Source organism: Bacillus sp. FJAT-42315 (genome assembly GCF_002797375.1).
Classification (GTDB): domain Bacteria; phylum Bacillota; class Bacilli; order Bacillales; family Domibacillaceae; genus Bacillus_CE.
Map to the genome: position 1 here is coordinate 3389154 of NZ_KZ454941.1, position 20700 is coordinate 3409853.

Annotated in this window: 18 protein-coding genes; 8 read left to right on the plus strand and 10 right to left on the minus strand. The window is 38.6% G+C overall.

What is annotated here, in order from left to right; genetic code table 11:
- Positions 1–2 precede the first annotated feature (2 nt).
- The 6 genes from CEF22_RS16580 to CEF22_RS16605 form a co-directional block, all read right to left on the minus strand.
- Positions 3–1472 (minus strand): PH domain-containing protein, encoded by a 1470-nt coding sequence (locus CEF22_RS16580; protein ID WP_100403727.1) that lies wholly within the window; start codon positions 1470–1472, stop codon positions 3–5.
- Positions 1465–1881 carry a PH domain-containing protein gene (locus CEF22_RS16585; RefSeq protein ID WP_442857377.1) on the minus strand — a complete coding sequence of 139 codons (417 nt, stop codon included), beginning with the start codon at positions 1879–1881 and terminating at the stop codon, positions 1465–1467. Before CEF22_RS16585 ends, CEF22_RS16580 begins: the two co-directional genes overlap by 8 nt.
- Before the next feature lie 216 nt (positions 1882–2097).
- A complete protein-coding gene (locus tag CEF22_RS16590) occupies positions 2098–3558 on the minus strand; it encodes a degradosome RNA helicase CshA (RefSeq protein WP_100403728.1) in 1461 nt (486 codons plus the stop codon).
- 118 nt (positions 3559–3676) lie between these two features.
- The gene (locus tag CEF22_RS16595; RefSeq protein ID WP_332849177.1) at positions 3677–4402 is read right to left on the minus strand and encodes an alpha/beta hydrolase; all 726 of its coding nucleotides are present in this window, start codon (positions 4400–4402) and stop codon (positions 3677–3679) included.
- A gap of 105 nt (positions 4403–4507) precedes the next feature.
- Positions 4508–5887: a UDP-N-acetylmuramoyl-tripeptide--D-alanyl-D-alanine ligase gene (locus tag CEF22_RS16600; RefSeq protein ID WP_100403729.1), complete on the minus strand. Its 1380-nt coding sequence runs from the start codon at positions 5885–5887 to the stop codon at positions 4508–4510.
- 17 nt (positions 5888–5904) lie between these two features.
- Positions 5905–6960, minus strand: a complete 1056-nt coding sequence (locus CEF22_RS16605) for a D-alanine--D-alanine ligase (RefSeq protein ID WP_100403730.1) — start codon at positions 6958–6960, stop codon at positions 5905–5907.
- A gap of 263 nt (positions 6961–7223) precedes the next feature.
- Here CEF22_RS16605 and CEF22_RS16610 point away from each other — a divergent pair, with 263 nt between their 5' ends.
- A complete protein-coding gene (locus tag CEF22_RS16610) occupies positions 7224–8381 on the plus strand; it encodes a dicarboxylate/amino acid:cation symporter (RefSeq protein ID WP_100403731.1) in 1158 nt (385 codons plus the stop codon).
- Between the two features lie 48 nt (positions 8382–8429).
- Here the strand turns inward: CEF22_RS16610 and CEF22_RS16615 are convergent, their stop codons facing one another.
- Entirely contained in the window at positions 8430–9209 is a 780-nt protein-coding gene (locus tag CEF22_RS16615) for a hypothetical protein (protein ID WP_232726150.1), read from the minus strand.
- 186 nt (positions 9210–9395) lie between these two features.
- Here CEF22_RS16615 and mgtE point away from each other — a divergent pair, with 186 nt between their 5' ends.
- From mgtE to CEF22_RS16650, 6 genes are all read left to right on the plus strand, one after another.
- Positions 9396–10754, plus strand: a complete 1359-nt coding sequence (mgtE, locus tag CEF22_RS16620) for a magnesium transporter (RefSeq protein WP_095479549.1) — start codon at positions 9396–9398, stop codon at positions 10752–10754.
- 435 nt (positions 10755–11189) lie between these two features.
- Complete coding sequence (locus tag CEF22_RS16630; protein WP_100403733.1) at positions 11190–12551, plus strand: hemolysin family protein; 1362 nt, start codon at positions 11190–11192, stop codon at positions 12549–12551.
- 198 nt (positions 12552–12749) lie between these two features.
- Positions 12750–13463 (plus strand): polysaccharide deacetylase family protein, encoded by a 714-nt coding sequence (locus CEF22_RS16635; protein WP_100403734.1) that lies wholly within the window; start codon positions 12750–12752, stop codon positions 13461–13463.
- Position 13464: 1 nt separating this feature from the next.
- Complete coding sequence (locus CEF22_RS16640) at positions 13465–14061, plus strand: DedA family protein (protein ID WP_100403735.1); 597 nt, start codon at positions 13465–13467, stop codon at positions 14059–14061.
- 14 nt (positions 14062–14075) lie between these two features.
- Complete coding sequence (locus tag CEF22_RS16645; protein WP_100403736.1) at positions 14076–15221, plus strand: MGDG synthase family glycosyltransferase; 1146 nt, start codon at positions 14076–14078, stop codon at positions 15219–15221.
- Positions 15222–15322: 101 nt separating this feature from the next.
- Positions 15323–15898, plus strand: a complete 576-nt coding sequence (locus CEF22_RS16650; protein ID WP_100403737.1) for a YqaA family protein — start codon at positions 15323–15325, stop codon at positions 15896–15898.
- Positions 15899–15963: 65 nt separating this feature from the next.
- Here CEF22_RS16650 and CEF22_RS18960 read toward each other — a convergent pair whose 3' ends face one another.
- Together CEF22_RS18960 and CEF22_RS16655 are read right to left on the minus strand one after the other, a co-directional pair.
- Positions 15964–16092, minus strand: a complete 129-nt coding sequence (locus tag CEF22_RS18960; protein ID WP_269799390.1) for an Lmo0850 family protein — start codon at positions 16090–16092, stop codon at positions 15964–15966.
- 104 nt (positions 16093–16196) lie between these two features.
- Positions 16197–17585, minus strand: a complete 1389-nt coding sequence (locus CEF22_RS16655) for an L-cystine transporter (RefSeq protein WP_100403738.1) — start codon at positions 17583–17585, stop codon at positions 16197–16199.
- 206 nt (positions 17586–17791) lie between these two features.
- Between CEF22_RS16655 and cls the strand changes: the two genes are divergently transcribed.
- The gene (cls, locus tag CEF22_RS16660; RefSeq protein WP_100404053.1) at positions 17792–19240 is read left to right on the plus strand and encodes a cardiolipin synthase; all 1449 of its coding nucleotides are present in this window, start codon (positions 17792–17794) and stop codon (positions 19238–19240) included.
- Between the two features lie 344 nt (positions 19241–19584).
- Here cls and CEF22_RS16665 read toward each other — a convergent pair whose 3' ends face one another.
- A complete protein-coding gene (locus CEF22_RS16665) occupies positions 19585–20643 on the minus strand; it encodes an NAD(P)H-dependent flavin oxidoreductase (RefSeq protein WP_100403739.1) in 1059 nt (352 codons plus the stop codon).
- Positions 20644–20700: the final 57 nt, after the last annotated feature.

The following is a 20700-nucleotide window of genomic DNA, read 5'->3' on the forward strand; positions in this document are numbered from 1 at the left end:
CTTCACCCACATTTATTTTTGTCGTCCCTTTTATACCATTGATACACACTATGTGCATCAGCTATGGACGCATCGATCATCTTCGACTTTTTGCCTACTGCTCCACTTTTGATCACCGCAGAAAAAGAGACTAACTCCTTCTTTTTTTGCCAAGGTGTTTGCGTGAGACTCACTGACTGAATGTACGCTTTCTTCATCATGACCGTACATCTGTTCAAACGTCGATACCGGATCGTTAACTGATCTTCCGTCAATAGCCATCCTGCCGCTCGATAGCAACTCATCCCATAAGCGACAGCAAGCAACACTAGCGCACTAGACCATAAACCATTCGGCCAGAAATACCAGCTTACTCCTATAATCGGCAATATGACATAATAGCTTTTTCTTAAGACATATCTTCCTCTAGCTTTTTTCGGAGCTGGACAAAACTGATCAGAGAAAGAATAGTTTGGAAAAATATCCTTCAATAAATAAATGGCGGACTCTTTCTTAATCATCGGAAGCAAAATGATGCTAGCGCTTTCTTCAGCAGGCGCTGCTCCTCCAGCACTTTCAAGCTGAACAGAACAATATCCAGCAAGCTGACGAAGTGGGTTTTCCACAATTGTAATCCCTTGAATGCGACTAAAAGGAATCGTGATTTGCCGTTTTTCAAGCAATCCTCTTTGAATGACAATATGTTCATCATTCATTTCTAACGTAAAATCTTGGTACTTCAATAAAGTTAAAATAACGGAAATGACCCAGGCAATAAACAAAACGACAAATACAACAATAGAAATGAAAAACACTCCATATTCAATAAAGCGAGAAGCCTCTTCAAATACTTTTTCATAAGGAATCAGTTCATCAAACTGAGATAAAAAAGCAACGACAGCGGAAATGACAACCCCTACACCACCTGAAGTAGCCGCTAACAGTAATAGCTCTGATAACTTTGCTTTATATACCACTTTAGTGGTTTCTTGCACTTCTTCCGTTTCTTCTTGTTGTTCTATTTCAGCATTTGATCTATGTTTCTCACGACTGATCATCTCTTTCAGGGCTGTGGCCTCTTCTTTCGTAATAGCTGTTAACTCTGCTTCAGACTTTGTTGGATCACTAGAGCCGGCTGTTTCGATCGTCAACTTCACTAGACCAAACATCTGCTGCAGAATCCCCTCTGAGATATCTAGACTTTGAATGCGCTCAATCGGTATGTAACGCTTCTTTTTGACGAAAAGACCGTATTCAATTCTTAATTCTCCTTCTTCTACCCAATAAGCAAAACGTAGCCATTTCACTACTCCACTTACCAATAAAAATAAAATTAATACGCCCATCCCGATCATCGGGAGATAGTCCCAAAATTCAACTTTCGGTTTATTATTCACAAAGAAAACGAGAACAAGTGGCAAAATAAGATTTTTTAATTCCTTGAAAACATTCGAGACTGCAGCAATCGGATGAAGTCGTTTCGGCTCAGACATCTTCTGTCGCCACCCTTGCTAAATTAGAAATCATCTTCCGCATCTCTTCTGCTTCCTCCATCTCAACAGCAGGAATTTCATGAACGGTTGCCGCTGTTGAAATTTTAATACCTGCTAAGCCATATTTTCTTAAAACAGGCCCTTGTTCTGTATCAACGTGCTGCACACGAATCATCGGAATTAACGTTCGGCGCGTGATCATCACTCCATGTTGCAATTCAATTTCTTGCTCCCTCACCTCATATCGCCAACGGTTCCAACGTAACTTCGGCAGGAGATAAACGAAAAGAAAAAGCATTAACACTCCCGCTAAAATTAATACGCCGATCACCCATAGTGGCCCGTCGTTCATAAAAACAAACACGCCACCTCCAATCAACAACAACCAAACAATCAATGTACTGATCATCCCTGATATTCTCCATACTGTCAGAGCTTTTTTTGAAATTCTCTTTCTAGGCTCTACCATCTATCACTCACGACCTTTTTTGTTTATCCCGTATTAACGGGTTTTCACGCTCCATTGATTGAAGCTTCACTTTATATTCATTAACGTATGTATTCGAAAAAAAGTTTCATTTATGGTAAAAAAGCACAGGAACATCCTGTGCTTTTTTATCAATTATTATTGAGAAGAAAATTTTCTTCTTGTATTTTTACGGTCTCTATTGTAAGAACGGTTGTTGCTAGATGAACGGTTCCCTTGACGATTACCGCCAGATTTTCTGGAGTTCGAATTTTTCGAACGGAAGTTATCTCTTTTTTGAGGAAGAGATGCTTCACTTGTAATACGTACAGGTGTACGATCTGGCTCTTTCGTAATCAATTTAAGCGCTGCAGCTACTAACTGCTCCGCATCATATTGATCAAGAAGCTCTTTCGCAAATGATTTATATTCAGAAAGATCATTTTTAGCTACACTTTCTTCCAATTCAGTTACAGCAGCACGCTGTTGACCGATCATTGCGTCATCCCAAGTAGGAGCTGTCATTGGTGTCATGCGCTTCTTCGTTGTTCTTTCTACTTCTTTCAAATAGCTCATTTCTCTCGGTTCAACGAAAGTAACAGCCATTCCTTCTTTTCCAGCGCGGCCTGTACGACCAATACGGTGAACATAGCTTTCTGGATCTTGAGGAATATCGTAGTTGTATACATGCGTAACACCGGAAATATCTAAGCCACGAGCCGCTACGTCTGTAGCTACAAGAACATCAATTTTTCCTTCTTTAAAACGTTTCAAAACAGTTAAACGCTTCGCTTGGCTTAAATCACCATGAATACCTTCTGCTTGATAGCCACGAAGACTTAAAGCATTCGCTAATTCATCTACACGACGTTTCGTTCTGCCGAAAATAATCGCAAGTTCCGGAGAGTGAACATCAATTAGACGAGATAGCACGTCGAATTTATCACGTTGCTGTACTTTCACAAAGTATTGATCAATGTTTGAAACCGTCATTTCTTTCATTTTCACACGAATTGTTTCAGGCTCATTCATAAATCTTTCAGCTATCGCACGGATTTGCTTAGGCATTGTTGCCGAGAACAACAAGGTTTGACGTTCAGTCGGCACGTGAGAAAGAATAGCTTCAATATCCTGAATGAAGCCCATATTCAACATTTCATCTGCTTCATCTAATACAAGAGTTTGCAATTGATCTAACTTTAACGTCTTGCGGTTAATATGGTCTAGAATCCGTCCAGGTGTACCTACAATGATGTGTGGACGCTTTTTCAACGCACGAATTTGACGCTGAATATCCTGCCCACCATATACAGCTAAAATACCTACGCGCTTGCCTCCACCGATCTTATATAGCTCTTCAGAAACTTGAATCGCTAATTCTCGTGTAGGAGCAATAATTAATCCTTGAATCGAATGGTCATGCATATCAATCTTTTCAATCATCGGAATACCAAAAGCTGTCGTTTTACCTGTACCTGTTTGGGCCTGACCGATAATATCTCTACCTTCAAGTCCGACTGGAATCGTTGCTGCTTGGATCGGTGTTGCTTCCTCAAATCCCATTTTATCAATAGCTTTTAAAGTGGCTTCACTTAAATTTAAATCTTTAAATTTCGTCAATAGTTTTCTTCTCCTTCTATTTCAGCTACCGTATCACACAAAAAATACTCTTCATGACATGAGAAGAGTAAAAGTTATTGTTATCATACCATCTGCATTAATCAATTTCAATGGATATTTAAATAACTTTACTACTTCTATTTAAAAAAGTAAAGATCTTATTAAACAATTCTTCCTTATCACCTGTATGACAAATATGGTGCTTAGCTGTTTTAGAGTAATAAACCTCTTTGTCTTCGGAAGAAATCTTTCGATAAATGAAATCCGCACTTTTTGGAGGGACGATTCCATCTGCAAGACCTTGTGCGATGAAGGTAGGCACATTAATTTTTTCAATAAGCGGTGTGACTTGCTTTACCATTTTTCTAAACTGTCGCGTGGCTGACAACGGTGTAGACAACAGCTTATGTTTATAGCGTGAAAAAAGCTCATTTGCGAACAACTGTCCATTTTTAGCATCCTTTAGCATTTCTCGTATATCCATAACCAATTGGCCTGCATTAATATATTTAGCAGCTGCACTTAATAATATAAGTTTTTCTACCGGATATTTTTCTGCTAAGTATACTGAGATCAGTCCACCCATAGAAAAACCAACAACGTATACTTCCTCACACTGTGATAAAAGTAGTTGCAATTCTTTCTCTGCATACTCAAGCCACTGCCCATAAGTCACACCTTTTAAACTGAGCGTTTCTCCATGCCCCGGCAAAGTAGGTACAACTATTTTCCAATCGGTCTTCTCTTTTAAGTAATTAGCGAGTGGTTCTACTTCGTAAGGAGAACCTGTAAAGCCATGAATACATAAACAACCAATCATATTTTCACCTATTTTTTGATTCATTCATCATTAGTGTGGTTAACTGATTCTCTCTTATTCGTGTAATGATTCTCTGTTCAAATGAATGAAAAACATCGAGGGAATTTTCGCACCTCGATGTTTTTTAGTTCACTCACTCGCTAAAGCGTGAACAACTTCCTCTAGCTTCATTCCTCTTGATGCCTTGACTGTAATTAACTCCCCACCTGTAACAATTGATGATAATTTCGCAATTAACTCTCGTTTATCAGTAAAAGCGAAAATACGGTCTTCACCGAGAGAATTTTTCGCACCAGCAGCAATGAATTGACCTAATCGTCCAAACGTGAAGAGATAATTAATCGTTTCTCCATCAATCGTTTGACCAACTTGATAGTGGAAAAGCTCTTCATCTAAACCAAGCTCTAGCATATCACCGAGAACTAATATTTTCTTATCAAATCCTGGCATTTGTGCAGTTAGTTCAATAGCAGCTTTCATGGAAGTCGGGCTGGCATTATACGTATCATTAATAAGCTTTATCCCACGAACTCCTTCAACCCACTCCATCCGCATCTTTGTTAATTCTACAGACTGTAAGCCTGCTTTCATATCTTTATAATTGATGCCCATCTCGTGAGCAACAAGCATCGCAGCCATCACGTTGGATACATTATGACGACCAAGGACCGGCAAAACAAACTCACTGCCTGGAGCTACGTTGACTGTAAAGCGATTACCTGTTTGTAACGCTTCGACTGTTAATGGATATAAATCATTGCTTTCTTCAAAACCGAATGTTTTCGTCTGAAGAGTCTCCATATTGTCTATAGCATCTTTTAGCAACGGCTCATCACCGTAGTAAATGAGACATCCCTTTTCCGATAAGCCACTTACGATTTCCAACTTCGCCTCAGCAATGGCTTCTCTTGAACCAAGATCTTGTAAATGAGATTCACCGATATTTGTAATCACAGCGACATCCGGGGAAGCGATCTTCGTTAATAATTCAATTTCACCTTTACTGCTCATTCCCATCTCTAGCACAGCGATTTCAGTTTCGTGACTTAAAGATAAAATCGTTAAAGGAAGACCAATATGATTGTTGTAATTACCTTCTGTTTTTTGCACTTTATATTTTAATGATAAAAGGCTTGTGATCATATCCTTTGTTGTTGTTTTCCCATTGCTTCCTGTAATACCGACTACTTTAAGCTCTAGTTCATTACGGTAAGCTTTGGCTAACTGCTGAAGTGCAACTAGCGTATCCTCAACAATAAGAATCGGTAAATCCTCGGGTGGATTAGGCACATCCTTTTGCCACAAGGCTGCACCCGCTCCTTGTTCAATTGCTTGCCTAACATATTTATGACCGTCTGTGTGCTCTCCCTTGAACGGTACAAATAATTGGCCGTTGACTGCTTTTCGTGAGTCAATTGCCACCCCTTCAACTACCCGGTCTTTAAAAAGCGCCGGATCATTCTCTACCTTCATCATATTTAACAGTTGTTCTATGGTCTTTCGAATCATGAAATGAATATCCACCTTTAAAAAGTATATTTAATTTGTTGTTTCTCTGCATGGCGTTCCATAGCAAGTTCAATTAATTTCTCAATAAGCTGAGGGTATTCAACTCCTGTATGTTTCCACAGAAGTGGGAACATACTAAACGGAGTAAAACCTGGCATAGTGTTCACCTCATTGATGAGTAGTTCCCCATTCTCCTTTAAGAAAAAGTCTGCCCTAACAAGACCAGAACCATCCAAAGAACGGAAGGAAGTAATCGCCATCTCCTTCATTTGTTTTTGAATATCTTCTGGCATTTCAGCAGGAATGATTAAAGCGGTATTCCCATCTTCATATTTTGCTTTATAATCATAGAAATCTTTTTTCGGTACAATTTCTCCGATGACTGAGCATCGAGGATCATCATTGCCAAGCACACCAACTTCCACTTCGCGAGCAATGACACCTTCTTCGATAATGATTTTGCGATCAAATTGAAATGCCTCTTCAAATGCTTGATCAAGTTCCTGACGGTTGGTACATTTACTAATCCCGACACTCGATCCTAAATTAGCTGGCTTCACAAAACACGGATAACCAAGCTCCTGCTCTACTTGCTCATAAGCAGCTTCTTTATTTTCCTGCCACACTTTGCGAATAAACCATACATAATTAACTTGTGGGAGTCCCGCTTGTGCAAAGATATTTTTCATAATGACTTTATCCATTCCTGCAGAAGATGACAATACACCATTTCCAACATAAGGAAGGTTCATCGTTTCTAACAAGCCTTGGATCGTTCCATCTTCTCCATTTGGTCCGTGTAAAAGCGGGAAGATTACATCATACTTTCCAGATGAAAGACTATCTAACACGACAGCAGATGTTTCCCCTTTAGAAAATTGCAAAGCGGAAATATCCTCAACTGGAGCTGTTAACTTTTCTCCCTCAACCCAAGTGCCGTCAATCGTAATATATATTGGATAAATATCAAATTTATTTAAATCTAGGGCACCGATGACCGCCTTTGCCGTATGTAACGACACTTGATGTTCAGCTGATTTGCCCCCATATAATAAACATAGTTTTGTTCTCATAATAACCTCCTGATCAATATATAAAAGAACTTCCTTATTGTCTATTTTACCATGCTTTCATTAAAGAAAAACAATAATTCCCTACTACTACTCTATCTATAATTTTTCCATCACCCTTACGTTCATGTAAAAACCTCCAAATTCACAAGGATGAGCAGTATTTTTCTGAATTATCTTTTATATATTTCCCCTATTAACTTTTTTCAGAAATACATGTATAATCCACTTATGAAAAACAATTGTATTCTTCGGGAGGACACAACATGAAACGCTTCGGTCTACTACCTCAAATCATTTTAGCGATTGCGGTAGGTATTATTACAGGCACCTTAGCTCCTGAGTGGTTAATAAGAGTGTTTGCTACATTTAATAGTTTATTTGGGAATTTCTTAGGGTTTGTCATTCCCCTAATTATTATTGGATTCATCGCACCTGGAATCAGTGCACTCGGTAAAGGGGCTGGAAAGTTATTAGGCATGACAACAGCAATTGCTTATTTTTCTGCTGTCGGTGCTGGATTACTCGCTTTTTTCACTGCTAAAACTATTTATCCAATTATTTTAGCTAATCAAGCTTCAGAGGCATTTGATGACCCTTCAAAAGCATTATTAGAAACTTACTTCATCGTAGAAATGCCACCAATCATGGACATTATGACAGCTCTTGTCATTGCCTTTTTACTCGGAATTGGCATAGCCGCAGTAAAAGCTCAAACACTAGAAAATGCACTAAATGAATTTCGTTCTATTATTGAATTAGTCATTGCAAAAGTAATTATCCCGCTATTGCCTATTCATATTTTTGGGATCTTTGCTAACATGACTCAAGGCGGACAAGTGAGTGCGATTATGAGCGTCTTTGCAAAAGTATTTATGATGATCATTATTCTGCACATTATTTATTTATTCGTTCAATATTCAATCGCTGGTTCATTAAGAAAGCAAAATCCATTTAAGATGGTCAAAACAATGGCGCCTGCTTATTTTACAGCACTAGGAACGCAGTCTTCTGCAGCGACTATACCTGTCACACTTGAACGCTCTAAACAGTTGGGAGTCAAAGAGCGGATAGCAGATTTTTCTGTTCCATTGTTAGCGACTATTCATTTATCTGGAAGTACCATTACATTAGTGAGTTGTACAATGGCTGTTATGCTTATCCATGACCAAATGTACACACTTGAGAATATGCTACCGTATATTTTAATGCTTGGTATCACAATGGTTGCTGCTCCTGGTGTTCCTGGTGGAGCTGTCATGGCAGCAACTGGATTAATGGGCACAATGCTCGGCTTTGATGCAACGATGATCTCTCTAATGATTGCCCTTTATCTTGCTCAAGATAGTTTCGGCACAGCTTGTAACGTCACTGGAGATGGTGCCATCACTGCAATCGTTGACAAATTCAATAAAACTGAATAGCAATATAAAAAAATCCCCGGATACTATTATTGATCCGGGGATTTTAGCTTAGAAATAAACACTCCACTCATGCGCCTTTTTATCAAATTCGAAATGACCATCCGGCTCGTTTCGAAAATTAACCTTATAATCGTCAAACATCTCATCCATATTAATGTAGTCTCCAACAACCCACACAGGAATATCTATTCTCGTCCGACTCTGAATCGTCTTTGCTAAAGATATGACCATTCCTTCTTTCATTTTATCTCCAAAGGAAGCAATCATTTCTTTCGGGATGGGAGGAAACGGAGTACCTTTTCTTAATGTAAAGAAAGAGCGTTCACTTCTAAAATGGCCTAATTTTAAAGAAATAGCTCGACCTAGCATGAAATAAAAATCAGACATATTGCGATAATATGTTTTATTAAACCACTCATCATCATGAGAAAGATACACATACCGATTGTCTAACTTACTGTAAAATGGAACTCGCAAATGATGTTTGCAATGACTTAAATAAAGCAATTCAGCAATTTCTTGCCCCTCTAGCTCATTCAATCCGTCCATCTCTTCAAAGTCCATCCAGCAAAAATCACCATACTCCGCAATCGGTTCTTTTAACAGCTTGCTTACATCTTCCGTCTCTACAAAATCAAATCTCGAGTGCATATTAAAGTCCGCTCCATCAAAGCGATGCTTTAAGAGGAGAAGATGATTTAGCTCTCTCGGAAGACTACGCGCAAACTCAATAAAATCAATCCCATAAGAAATTGTATACTGATGCGATGTATTTAAGTGAACATAGATCAATTCTTTCATATTCCCGTGGCTTTTCATATATACCATTACCTCCACATCATCCCAAATTACATGACGTTTCCCGCATCATTTTGTTATACTACCTATTTTAGCAAATTAAATCGAAAACACGTATCCAAAAATCAGATTATTTTCATATTATTTTTCACTTTTTTTACATTTTCGTTTTATAATAGATACGGATTTGCTGTTCTCACCAAGGAGGGGATACATATGATGCACAACTTAACTGAAGATCAAATGACTTTGCTGATCATCAAAGCCTTGAAAGATGGAAAAAAAACCGAGTTACAAAAGTTATTAGATGAATTGCACCCGTATGACATGGCAACGATATATACAAATTTACCTGACAAGCATCAAACTCGTTTCTTATTACAACTGAGCATACCAGTATTGACTGATATGATTCAGGAGTTAGACAACGATGATCAAATGGCTGTATTAAAGAAAGTAGGGAAAGAGCGGTCTCGAAAAGTTTTAGATGACATGGACAATGATGACCTCGCTTCCTTACTAGATGATATGTCTCCAGAAAATATTAAAACATTTCTTGCAGGAATGAAAAAAGAAGAGTCAACGATCATTGAAAATATGATGACTTATCCACCTGAAACAGCTGGTCGATTAATGACGAACCGCTTTGTGTGGATTAAGGATTCTTTCACCGTTCGTGAAGCGGTGGACAAACTAAAATCTTTTGCTGAATACGCTGAAACGATCAACTACCTATATGTAACTAATAATCAAAATAAACTGGTTGGCGTTGTCTCTTACCGTGACTTATTAATCGCAGATATTGATGAAAAAGTTCAAGACATTATGTATGCTCGCGTCATTTCTGTTTCTGTCTACACAGACCAAGAGGAAATTGCTCGACTGATTGAACGCTATGACTTTCTCGCTATTCCAGTCGTTGATGAAGAAGGCGTTTTAGTCGGTATTGTGACATTCGATGATATTCTCGACGTAGTTATTCAAGAAGCGAACGAGGACATTGAAAAGCTATCCGCCTCAGGTAAATCGATTGATTTCGATACAAAGGCCGTAGTAGCTGCTTTCCGCCGTCTTCCATGGCTTATCTTGCTTTTATTTATCGGTCTTGTATCGGGCAGTATTATTTCCGGATACGAAGAAACGTTACAAAAAGTCGTCGCTCTCACTTTTTTCATGCCGATGATTGCCGGAATGACAGGAAATACTGGAACCCAATCACTTGCGGTTGTTGTGCGTGGACTTGCTTCACGTGACATTGATATGAAAACGGTATTAAGTCTTGTTGCTAGGGAGTTTGGGGTTGGTTTAATTATCGGAACGATTTGTAGTGTACTTATCTTCTTTATTGCTCTTATTTGGCAAGGTAGTGCCGTTCTAGGAATCGTTGTCGGTTCTTCCTTATTACTTACGTTAATTATCGGAACACTTGCAGGGACAGTGATTCCTTTGATCCTATACAAATTAAATATCGATCCTGCAGTAGCATCTGGTCCACTAATCACGACGATTAATGATATTTTATCGTTAATTATTTATTTCACGATCGCTTCATGGTTTTTGCAACATTTAATGTGACAAGCTTGCTCACAACATATCAACATAAAGTGAAACTTCAATCAGTGGGAGTTTTCTTTATCTCCCACTGATTGTTAGTTGAACCGATCGGGCGTTTACGGGCTGTTGATCCTCCACCTACACACCTTCGCTCTTTCTGCCATGTTGAGGTGGGGGTCTTACAACCCGTTAATGCGGGATAAAAGCGGTCATATAATGTAACATCACCCATTTGACTGAATAATCTGTCTTTAATATAATAAAGAGAATCAAACTGATGAGTGATAAGGGGTGATTCGATGGGACAGTGATCGTTCAACATAACTTCTCCCATAATCCTTCTCTTCTTAACAAAGAACAGAGGGAAAATAAATGAAGATTGATTTCGCAATCAGGTAACTTTATTTCACAGGAGGTGACTCCTTTCCCATTATTTAAATGGGATGAGGAATTTATTTGGACATATTTAACCTGGTGCTCGTCGTCATCCTTATTGCTTTAACTGCGTTTTTTGTTGTTTCTGAGTTCGCTATTGTCAAAGTTCGCAGCTCCCGTATTAACCAGCTAATCGAAGAAGGACACCCACGAGCCATGACCGCTAAAAAAGTGATCATGGGGCTTGATGAATATTTATCTGCTTGTCAGCTCGGCATTACAATCACCGCTTTAGCCCTTGGCTGGATTGGAGAGCCTGCTATTGCTGATCTCCTATATCCACTTATGGAACTGCTAAATATCCCAAATTCACTCTCTCATGTAATTTCTGTTGGAGCAGCCTTTACGATCATTACTTTTCTTCATGTCGTCGTTGGCGAACTAGCTCCGAAAACGTTAGCGATCCAAAAAGCGGAAGACATGACATTAATTGTGGCACAACCATTGATCTTTTTTTACAAAGCGATGTATCCCTTTATTTGGACGCTTAATAGTTCCGCCCGTGTCATCACTGGCCTATTCGGCTTAAAACCTGTTTCAGAAAATGACATGGCTCACTCTGAAGAGGAATTGCGCATCATTTTATCAGAAAGCTTAAAAAGTGGAGAAATTAATCCTTCTGAATTTAAATACGTCAATAAAATTTTTGAATTCGACGATCGAATTGCAAAAGAAATCATGGTTCCACGCACAGAAATGGTCACTCTTTCAAAGGATGAAACGATCAATTCTTTGATTGATGTCGTTTGTGAAGAGCGGTTTACTCGCTATCCGATCATAGACGGAGATAAAGATCACATTATTGGTCTAATCAACTTTAAAGAAGTATTGACGAATTATGTGAAAAACAAAGAGACAGGGAAACTTCAATTAGAACAATATGTACGACCAACCATTCGAGTAATTGACTCCATCCCTATTCACGAACTACTTGTTAAACTACAAAAAGAAAGAATCCATATGGCGATCTTAATGGATGAGTATGGAGGAACATCTGGTTTAGTGACGATCGAAGACATTCTTGAAGAAATTGTTGGAGAAATTCAAGATGAATTCGATCTCGATGAAATCCCTCTCATCCAAAAAATCACTGATTCTCATTTCATCATTGATGGAAAAGTGCTCATTTCTGAAATAAATAACCTTCTCAACCTCGATATGAAAGATGAAGATATCGATACGATTGGTGGATGGGTTCTAACTGAAAATTACGAAGCTACTCAAGGCGATATCATTGAATACAACGGTTATTTATTCCTTATTAAAGAAATGGAAGATCGTCAAATTAAATACGTAGAAGTACGAAAAAAGCCACAAGTGAATCAAGATTCGCTTACGAAACAACCTTCTCTTCCATTGGCGGAATCCAAAGCATTATCTTAGACAAAAAAGAAAGCATGTGACATTTCGATCACATGCTTTCTTTTTTTTGATCACCTCAAGAAACTAGACGATCTTTTCCTTCAAATCCCTTCCAAAAAATCACTTATTTTTTCTTGTGATTCTTTTTTCTCTATGATTTAATAAGCAGGAAATAAAATTTTTCTTTAACTTTCATCATGAAAGAAATGGAGTAATCAAATGATTGTAGTAGCTTATCTTGTTGTCCTTCTATTCATCTATGCAGTTGGACCGACTTTATTTATTCGTCTAACAGGTACAGGTATTCATCAACGTGGCAAGGGACATAAGATGATTGCCTTAACCTTTGATGACGGGCCAGACCCTATATATACACCCATGCTTTTAGATCTACTAGATCAGTACGAAGTGAAGGCTACCTTTTTCGTAGTCGGAACCAAAGCTCGGGCTTATCCAGAAATCATTCAAAATATGCATCAACGCGGGCATACTGTTGGTATACATAACGATATTCACCTTTCCAATTGGCTGCTTCCTCCCTTTCTATTTCACAAGCAGTTAAGGAAAGCAACAAAGACGGTCGAAGCGATTACGGGAGAAACACCTCGCTATTACCGTCCACCTTGGGGACACTTTAATTTATTGTCTCTACCTGCTTCAAAGCCGTTACAAACGATTATGTGGACGTCGATCCCTGGAGATTGGAAGAAAAAGGTATCACCGCAAACACTCGCTAAACGTATTCAGTCGGCTTGTTCAAGTGGAGCGATTATCACTCTCCATGACAGCGGTACGACATTAGGTGCCGATTTACATGCACCAGCGAATACGATCGAAGCACTAAAGCTTTTTCTGTCAGATCCTGCATCTAAAGACTATCAATTTGTGACTATTCCTGTCATTCTTCAAACGACAGCTAAAAGCGAGGGGTAAAATGGAAACACAAATACTCGATTATTTATCTCAGTATGGCTATATCCTACTATTTATTGTCGGTTTTTTCGGAATTGTCGGAATACCTGTACCAGAAGAGAGCTTATTTGTTTATATCGGTCTATTAGCTAAACATGGCGGAATTGCCTTTATCCCTGCTTGGCTATCTATTTCGTGTGGAGCATTCGTCGGCATGATCTCAAGCTATTTTCTTGGACGTAAAATCGGCAAGCCTCTCCTTGATCGCTATGGGAAATATTTAGGAATGAGCAATGGAAGAGTGAAAAAATTCATCCTTCATTGGGACATGAAAAATTCGCTTGCCGTTGGATTTTTTATCCCTGGTATCCGCCAGTTCAATCCATATTTTGCAGGAATCTCAAAATTCCCATTTTTATTTTTTACCATCATTTCTGTTTTCGGCTCGTTGATTTGGGTATTGATTTATATGCTCATCGGTTTTGTTATTAGTTCTTATATCGATATTCACCCTGTATATTTAACAATAGCAGGAGCTGTTTTCTTCATCGGATTTATGATTCAACTAATGATCAAATCGTTCAAATCGAAAAGAAATTCGAATTATACTCAGCGCTAAAGGAGTTCTACTTTATGAAGATTTTATTGCTTCCCTTATTTCGCATGCCTTCTGGGCACCATAAAGCGGCTGAAGCCATTATTGATCACTCTAAAGCGATTACAAGACAGACGGAAGTACAAACTGTCGATCTGTTAAGTCACTTTCATAGTGGACTTGAATCCATTATTTCAAATTTCTACTTGAAATGGATTAGCAAGCAACCAACCTCCTATAGTCGGTTTTATCACTCGTTTATGTATAGTAATAAGCAGAAGCCAACGCATTGGTCTCCTATTGCCTTATGGAATAAATATTTTAAATGGAGACTAGAGAATTTTATTAAAGAAGAGAACCCTGATCTGATTATTTGTACACATTGCTATCCTTCTAAGCTATTAAATGATTTGAAGCAACAAGGAAAAATCAGCACTCCTGTTGTCAATGTATACACTGATTTTTTCATCAATGATGTATGGGGGAAAACATATATTGATTATCATTTTGTTCCTCATCAAGAAGCAAAAAAACAGCTTGTTGAGCAATGCTGCTTGAAGGCAGAGCAAGTATTCGTCACCGGTATTCCTGTACACCCCTCTTTTTATCAACATAAGGAACAATGCGAAAAGCAATACATTCTCATTGCTGGAGGAAACAGTGGTCTCGGGAATTTGAAAACATTATTGAATCAACTCGTCAGGGAGCACAATCAATATCATTATAAAGTTTTATGTGGGAATAATAATAAGCTATATGATTGGATCTTATCATTAGATCATGATCAAATTGAACCTATTGCCTATACAAGCTGTCGTCAACAAATGAATCGTTATTATGATGAGGCTGCGGCGATTATTACAAAGCCCGGAGGCATCACCATCACAGAAGTACTTGAAAAGTCATTACCAGTATTTATTTTAAGTGCCTTGCCTGGGCAAGAGGAAATCAATATTCAATATTTAAAGAATAAACATTTGATTTATGAACTAAATGTACATCAAGCTATTGAACAGCAATTGAGTCAGGTGCTTAATAATAAGGTGGAACAAAGCAAATGGATGAAGCGTTTGCTTCAATATCACCAAGAGAAAGAAGATAGCATCAACAACTGTCTCATAAGTATCATGGAGAAGCAGAATCATCCATTTATTCACTCCTATAAAAAATCAGCCCCGATGTAGGGCTGATTTTCTATTTCAGTACTCCTTGCTAGTTTGCTTATGCAAATGATGCTATAATTTCACTTAGTGAATTTTAAAAATTAAAGGAGATTTCTCTCAATATGTCTGATTTGATTCATCAGTTGGAGATGTGGCTATTAGAATATGGCGTCTGGGGATTAATTGTTGTGGCTTTTACAGAATCATCCTTCTTTCCAATCCCACCAGATGTGTTATTGCTACCATTAGCTATGGCTGATCCCGACCGCGCTCCATTATTCGCTTTATACACTACTATTGCTTCCGTTCTTGGAGCGATTCTTGGCTGGGTCATCGGTCGCAAGCTCGGCCGCCCTATTTTGAAAGTATTTATTTCTGAAGAAACGATCGTTAAAGTAGAAAACTACTTCGAAAAATATGGAGCACTTGCTATTTTAATTGCGGGCTTTACTCCTATTCCATTTAAAGTATTTACGATCTTTTCAGGCGCTGCTAGAATTCCACTAAATGTGCTCGTCATCTGGTCGTTTGTAGGTCGTGGTCTCCGTTTCTTCCTTGAAGGGATGATTATTTTTTGGCTTGGAGATCAAGCAAAGCCATTTATTGAAGAAAACTTTGCCCTCTTAACAGGTGCAGGAGGTCTTCTCATTATAGTGGGCTACTTTATTTACCGATTGATTCAAAAAAAGAAACAATAAGCAATCACCTCATCCTTGCCTTCAAGGGTGAGTCTTTTTGTTTTAGGTAGCTCACACGTCAGCATTTATGGCTTTACACAAATGGCTTCTTTTAAAGAATTATATACTTCAATACGAGATTTCGTTTTAGATACTTTCACTCCTAATAAAGATAGACGCTCAATTATTTTTAACATTCGTTGATTATTCTTCATTTTTTCACACTCCTTCAAACTTATCATTCCCTTTTTTACGTTTTATATAAAAAATGGTTTCAATTTTTTATATAAAAAAAAAGCCGGCGAACCGGCTTTTTTTGTTAATTATAAATGGCTTCATCTTGTTGTTGATTATATACATCTCTATCTAACTCTTTTGTTACGCGGCTCGTCACGACACCCGCTGTCATACTTCCGCTAACATTGACAGCTGTACGTGCCATGTCAATAAGCGGCTCGACGGAAATCAATAGCCCAGCTAAAGCAACAGGAAGATTCATCGTCGATAGAACAAGAATAGCAGCAAATGTCGCTCCCCCACCTACACCAGCTACGCCAAATGAGCTAATCGCAACAACAACAATCAACGTTGCGATAAAGGATGGCGAAAGTGGATCAATACCTACAGTTGGTGCAATCATCACCGCAAGCATCGCTGGATATACGCCGGCACAGCCATTTTGACCAATCGATAATCCAAATGACCCTGCGAAGTTAGCAATCCCTTCTGGCACACCCAATGCTTTTTTCTGCGCTTGAATATTTAAAGGCAACGTTCCTGCACTCGAGCGCGAAGTAAAAGCAAATGTCAACACAGGGAATACCTTTCTTACATAAGTAATTGGATTTAATCCGACAAGAGCTAAAATCATTAAATGAATCAAAAAGACGATAGCTAACGCAACATACGAAGCAAGCACAAATTCTCCGAGCTTAGCAATTTCCGAGAAATTACTCGTCGCCACCGTTTTAGCCATAATCGCCAAAATTCCATAAGGTGTTAATCGGAGAACGATCGTCACAATTCGCATGACGATGCTATACAGAGCATCGATGATTTTTTTAAAGAAATCGGCTTGCTCCGGCTCTTTTCTTTTTACTCCTAAGTAGGCCATGCCAACAAAAGCGGCGAAAATCACTACAGCGATCGTCGATGTCCCTCTTTGACCTGTGAAATCAAGGAATGGATTGGCAGGTATTAATTCCACAATTTTTTGTGGGAATGTCTGCCCTTCAATCTCTGTATATTTCTGTTCAATTTCTTGGCCGCGAGCTTGTTCCGCCTCGCCACCTTCAATTTGCACAGCTTCTAAGCCAAAGCCTAAGGAAGTCGCAATTCCAACTGCAGCCGACACAGCTGTTGTTCCAATTAAAAGTCCAATAATAAGCATGGCAATTTTGCCTAGATTCTTCGTGATCGTCAGCTTTGTAAAAGCAGCAACAATGGAAATAAACACAAGCGGCATGACGACCATTTGAAGTAGCTTCACATAGCCAGTTCCAATAATGCTAAACCACTCTGTCGATTGAAGTAGCACCTTCGATTCTAAGCCGTATAAAAGCTGTAAGATGAAACCAAGGGCAATTCCAAGCCCTAACGCAGTGAACACTCGTTTAGAAAATGATATATGCTTTTTTTGCATGACATATAAAACGCCTACTAGCACCAGTAGAGCGGCTACATTTAAAATAATCAAGGTTGAATCCATTATCCTCTTCCTCCTTTTGTCTATCGAAAAGATTATACCACTAATCCCTATAAGTCAAGTGGGTTTTGTTCAAAAAGATGTTTCAATCTAATCTTATTTTTTAGTAGATAGTAAAATTGTTTACGAATTGGTAAAATAATATATGTTATGATGGGCAAGGCCCTACAGTAAAATTTACTACAAAAAGGTGGATACAATTTATGGACATGGATGTATGGGGTTGGCTCGCGACCGCTCTGTTGTTGTTAAATATCGCCTTGTCTTCTGTCGTTATTTTTTTAGAAAGAAAAGACGCATCTGCTACATGGGCATGGCTAATGGTATTATTTTTCATACCTATACTCGGATTTATTCTGTATTTAATTTTTGGACAGAATTTAAGCAGACAGCGACTGTTTGATTGGGATGATAAAAAGAAAATCGGTATTGATGCAACGATTAAGAAACAGATGGAAGATATTCATCTTGGACAATTCGATTTTCGGAATCCGCACACTGCAGAAAATGAAGATTTAGTATCAATGTTTTTACGAAATAACGATGCGATTTTAACAGAAGATAATGACTTAACTATCTATACAGATGGCAGAGAAAAGTTTAATTCTCTATTAAATGATATGCGGCAAGCAACCGATCATATTCATTTGCAATATTATATTTTACGACTCGACAATCTCGGTTCTGAAATTATTAAGTTATTAACAGAAAAAGCGAAACAAGGAGTCGAAGTGAGAATCCTCTATGATGAAATGGGCTCCCGCGGCGTCCGCAAAAAACATTTCAAAGAGTTAATGGAGGCTGGTGGGTTAGTTGAGGTCTTCTTCCCTTCTCGCCTTCCATTAATTAATTTACGCCTAAATTATCGAAATCACCGAAAACTCGTCATTATTGACGGAAAGATTGGCTATGTGGGCGGCTTTAACGTCGGCGATGAATATTTAGGATTAGACCCTAAATTCGGCTATTGGCGCGACACCCATTTGCGAATCGAAGGAACAGCTGTGCATTCCATTCAAACACGTTTTATTTTAGATTGGAATCAAGCGTCTATCGATCACCGCATTGACTACTCAGAACATTTCTTCCCGCACAAACCTAGCCATAAAGATATCTCTATGCAAATTGTTACGAGCGGTCCTGACTCTGAGTGGGAACAAATTAAAAGCGGCTATATTAAAATGGTGTCTTCAGCTAAAAAATCGATTTATATTCAATCACCTTATTTTATCCCGGATGCAAGCTTGCTTGATGCCCTAAGAATTGCTGCTCTTTGCGGAGTCGACGTTCGAATTATGATCCCAAACAAACCTGACCATATGTTCGTTTATTGGGCAACCTATTCCAACGTAGGTGAACTCATTAAAGCAGGAGCCAAAATTTATATTTATGATAATGGCTTTATTCACGCCAAAACGATTGTCGTTGACGAAAAGCTAAGTTCTGTTGGTACAGCTAATATTGACGTCCGCAGCTTCAAACTTAATTTCGAAGTCAATGCGTTCATTTATGATTATGAGACCGGTAAAAAATTAGCTCAAATTTTTGAAGAAGACATGGAGTTATCTTTTGAATTAACTGAAGAAAAATATCAGAATCGCTCAACTGTCATTAAATTCAAAGAATCAGTCTCTAGATTGCTTTCGCCGATATTGTAAGAAGAAGGTGTCCATTCAGGATGCCTTCTTTTTATATCTCGCAAACACTTGTGAGAGGACGACTGATTTCATCCTTTTTTTAGTTGATCTATGTAACAGTCAAAAAAATGTGACAATTCATTAAAAATATTTTGAATTTTCTGTGACGATATTATATAATAAGTTTACAAATTACTAATGAGGTGATGGTTATGGATCGCTTACTAATGAAAAAACTAACTAAACAAGGAGTAATCTTCGCCGCTATTCACACTATTTTCTTTTTAAATTTAGCCTTTGAGTTTATTCAATTTTCTTAAACATATAAAAGGATCAACTGATGAGACAGTTGATCCTTTTTATATTTATCTCTTTAATTTCTCCATACTTGCTTGTAATGTTTCCTCTACTTCTTTTTCTATTAACCTTATTAAATCCCCCGCTGTCTGGCGTTTACTTAAACGCGGACTTTGTCCCGACCACAGTGACAAATAATCCACTTTATTGAGCTTCGCTGCTTGCTTTCGGATTCCGGCGGTAAGAGCATTTTGCAGTGGATAAGGAGGCAATTCAGCTTCATGCTCTTGCATCTCGTTCAAAAAGCGATTGGCGATTCCTCTTGCCGATTTTCCGGAAAAGGCTTTTGTCAGTACAACATCTTTTTCATTGGCTGTCACAATCGCTTCTTTATGAAGTGGGTGAGCACCACTCTCTTCTGTTACTAAAAAAGCAGTCCCCATTTGTACGGCTGAGGCACCGAGACAAAGAGCAGCTGCTACTCCTTGACCGTTCATCATTCCGCCTGCTGCAATCACTGGAATTCGCACCTCCTGAACGACTTGGGGCAAAAGCGCCATCAGGCCGATTAAACGTTCTGGCTCTTGAAAGCTTCCCCGATGTCCACCCGCTTCACTTCCTTGAACAACGACCGCATCCATCCCTGCCCGCTCTACAGCGATTGCCTCATCTACCGTAGTCGCCGTTCCGATAACCATCGTTCCGTTTGCCTTCAATTGCTGAATAACCTCTTCTTCCGGTAAGCCAAAAGTAAAAGAACAAATCGGTACTTTTTCTTTTAATACCACTTCAAGCTGTTCTAAATAAGACGATTGGACCGTAACCGTTTCTAATGTATCCGGCTCCATCCCTAGTTCTTGTCGATACGATGCGAGCACATTTTGAGCATATGTTATTTTTTCAGAAGCATCCTCCACTGCTTCCGGCACGAAAAGGTTGATGCCAAAAGGGGCAACCGTTAGCTTTTTCACTTGCTGAATAAATTGCTCTGTCTGCTCCCCTGATAAATAGCCGGCCCCGATATTTCCAAGACCACTTGCATTTGAAACAGCGGCCACTAGTTCAGGAGTCGTGACACCCGCCATCGGTGCTTGCCATACGAATCGAGCATTAGTTAAACCAAACATTTAAAAACCTCCTTATCTGATATACTAAAATATAAAAAACATAAAAGGAGCAAGACC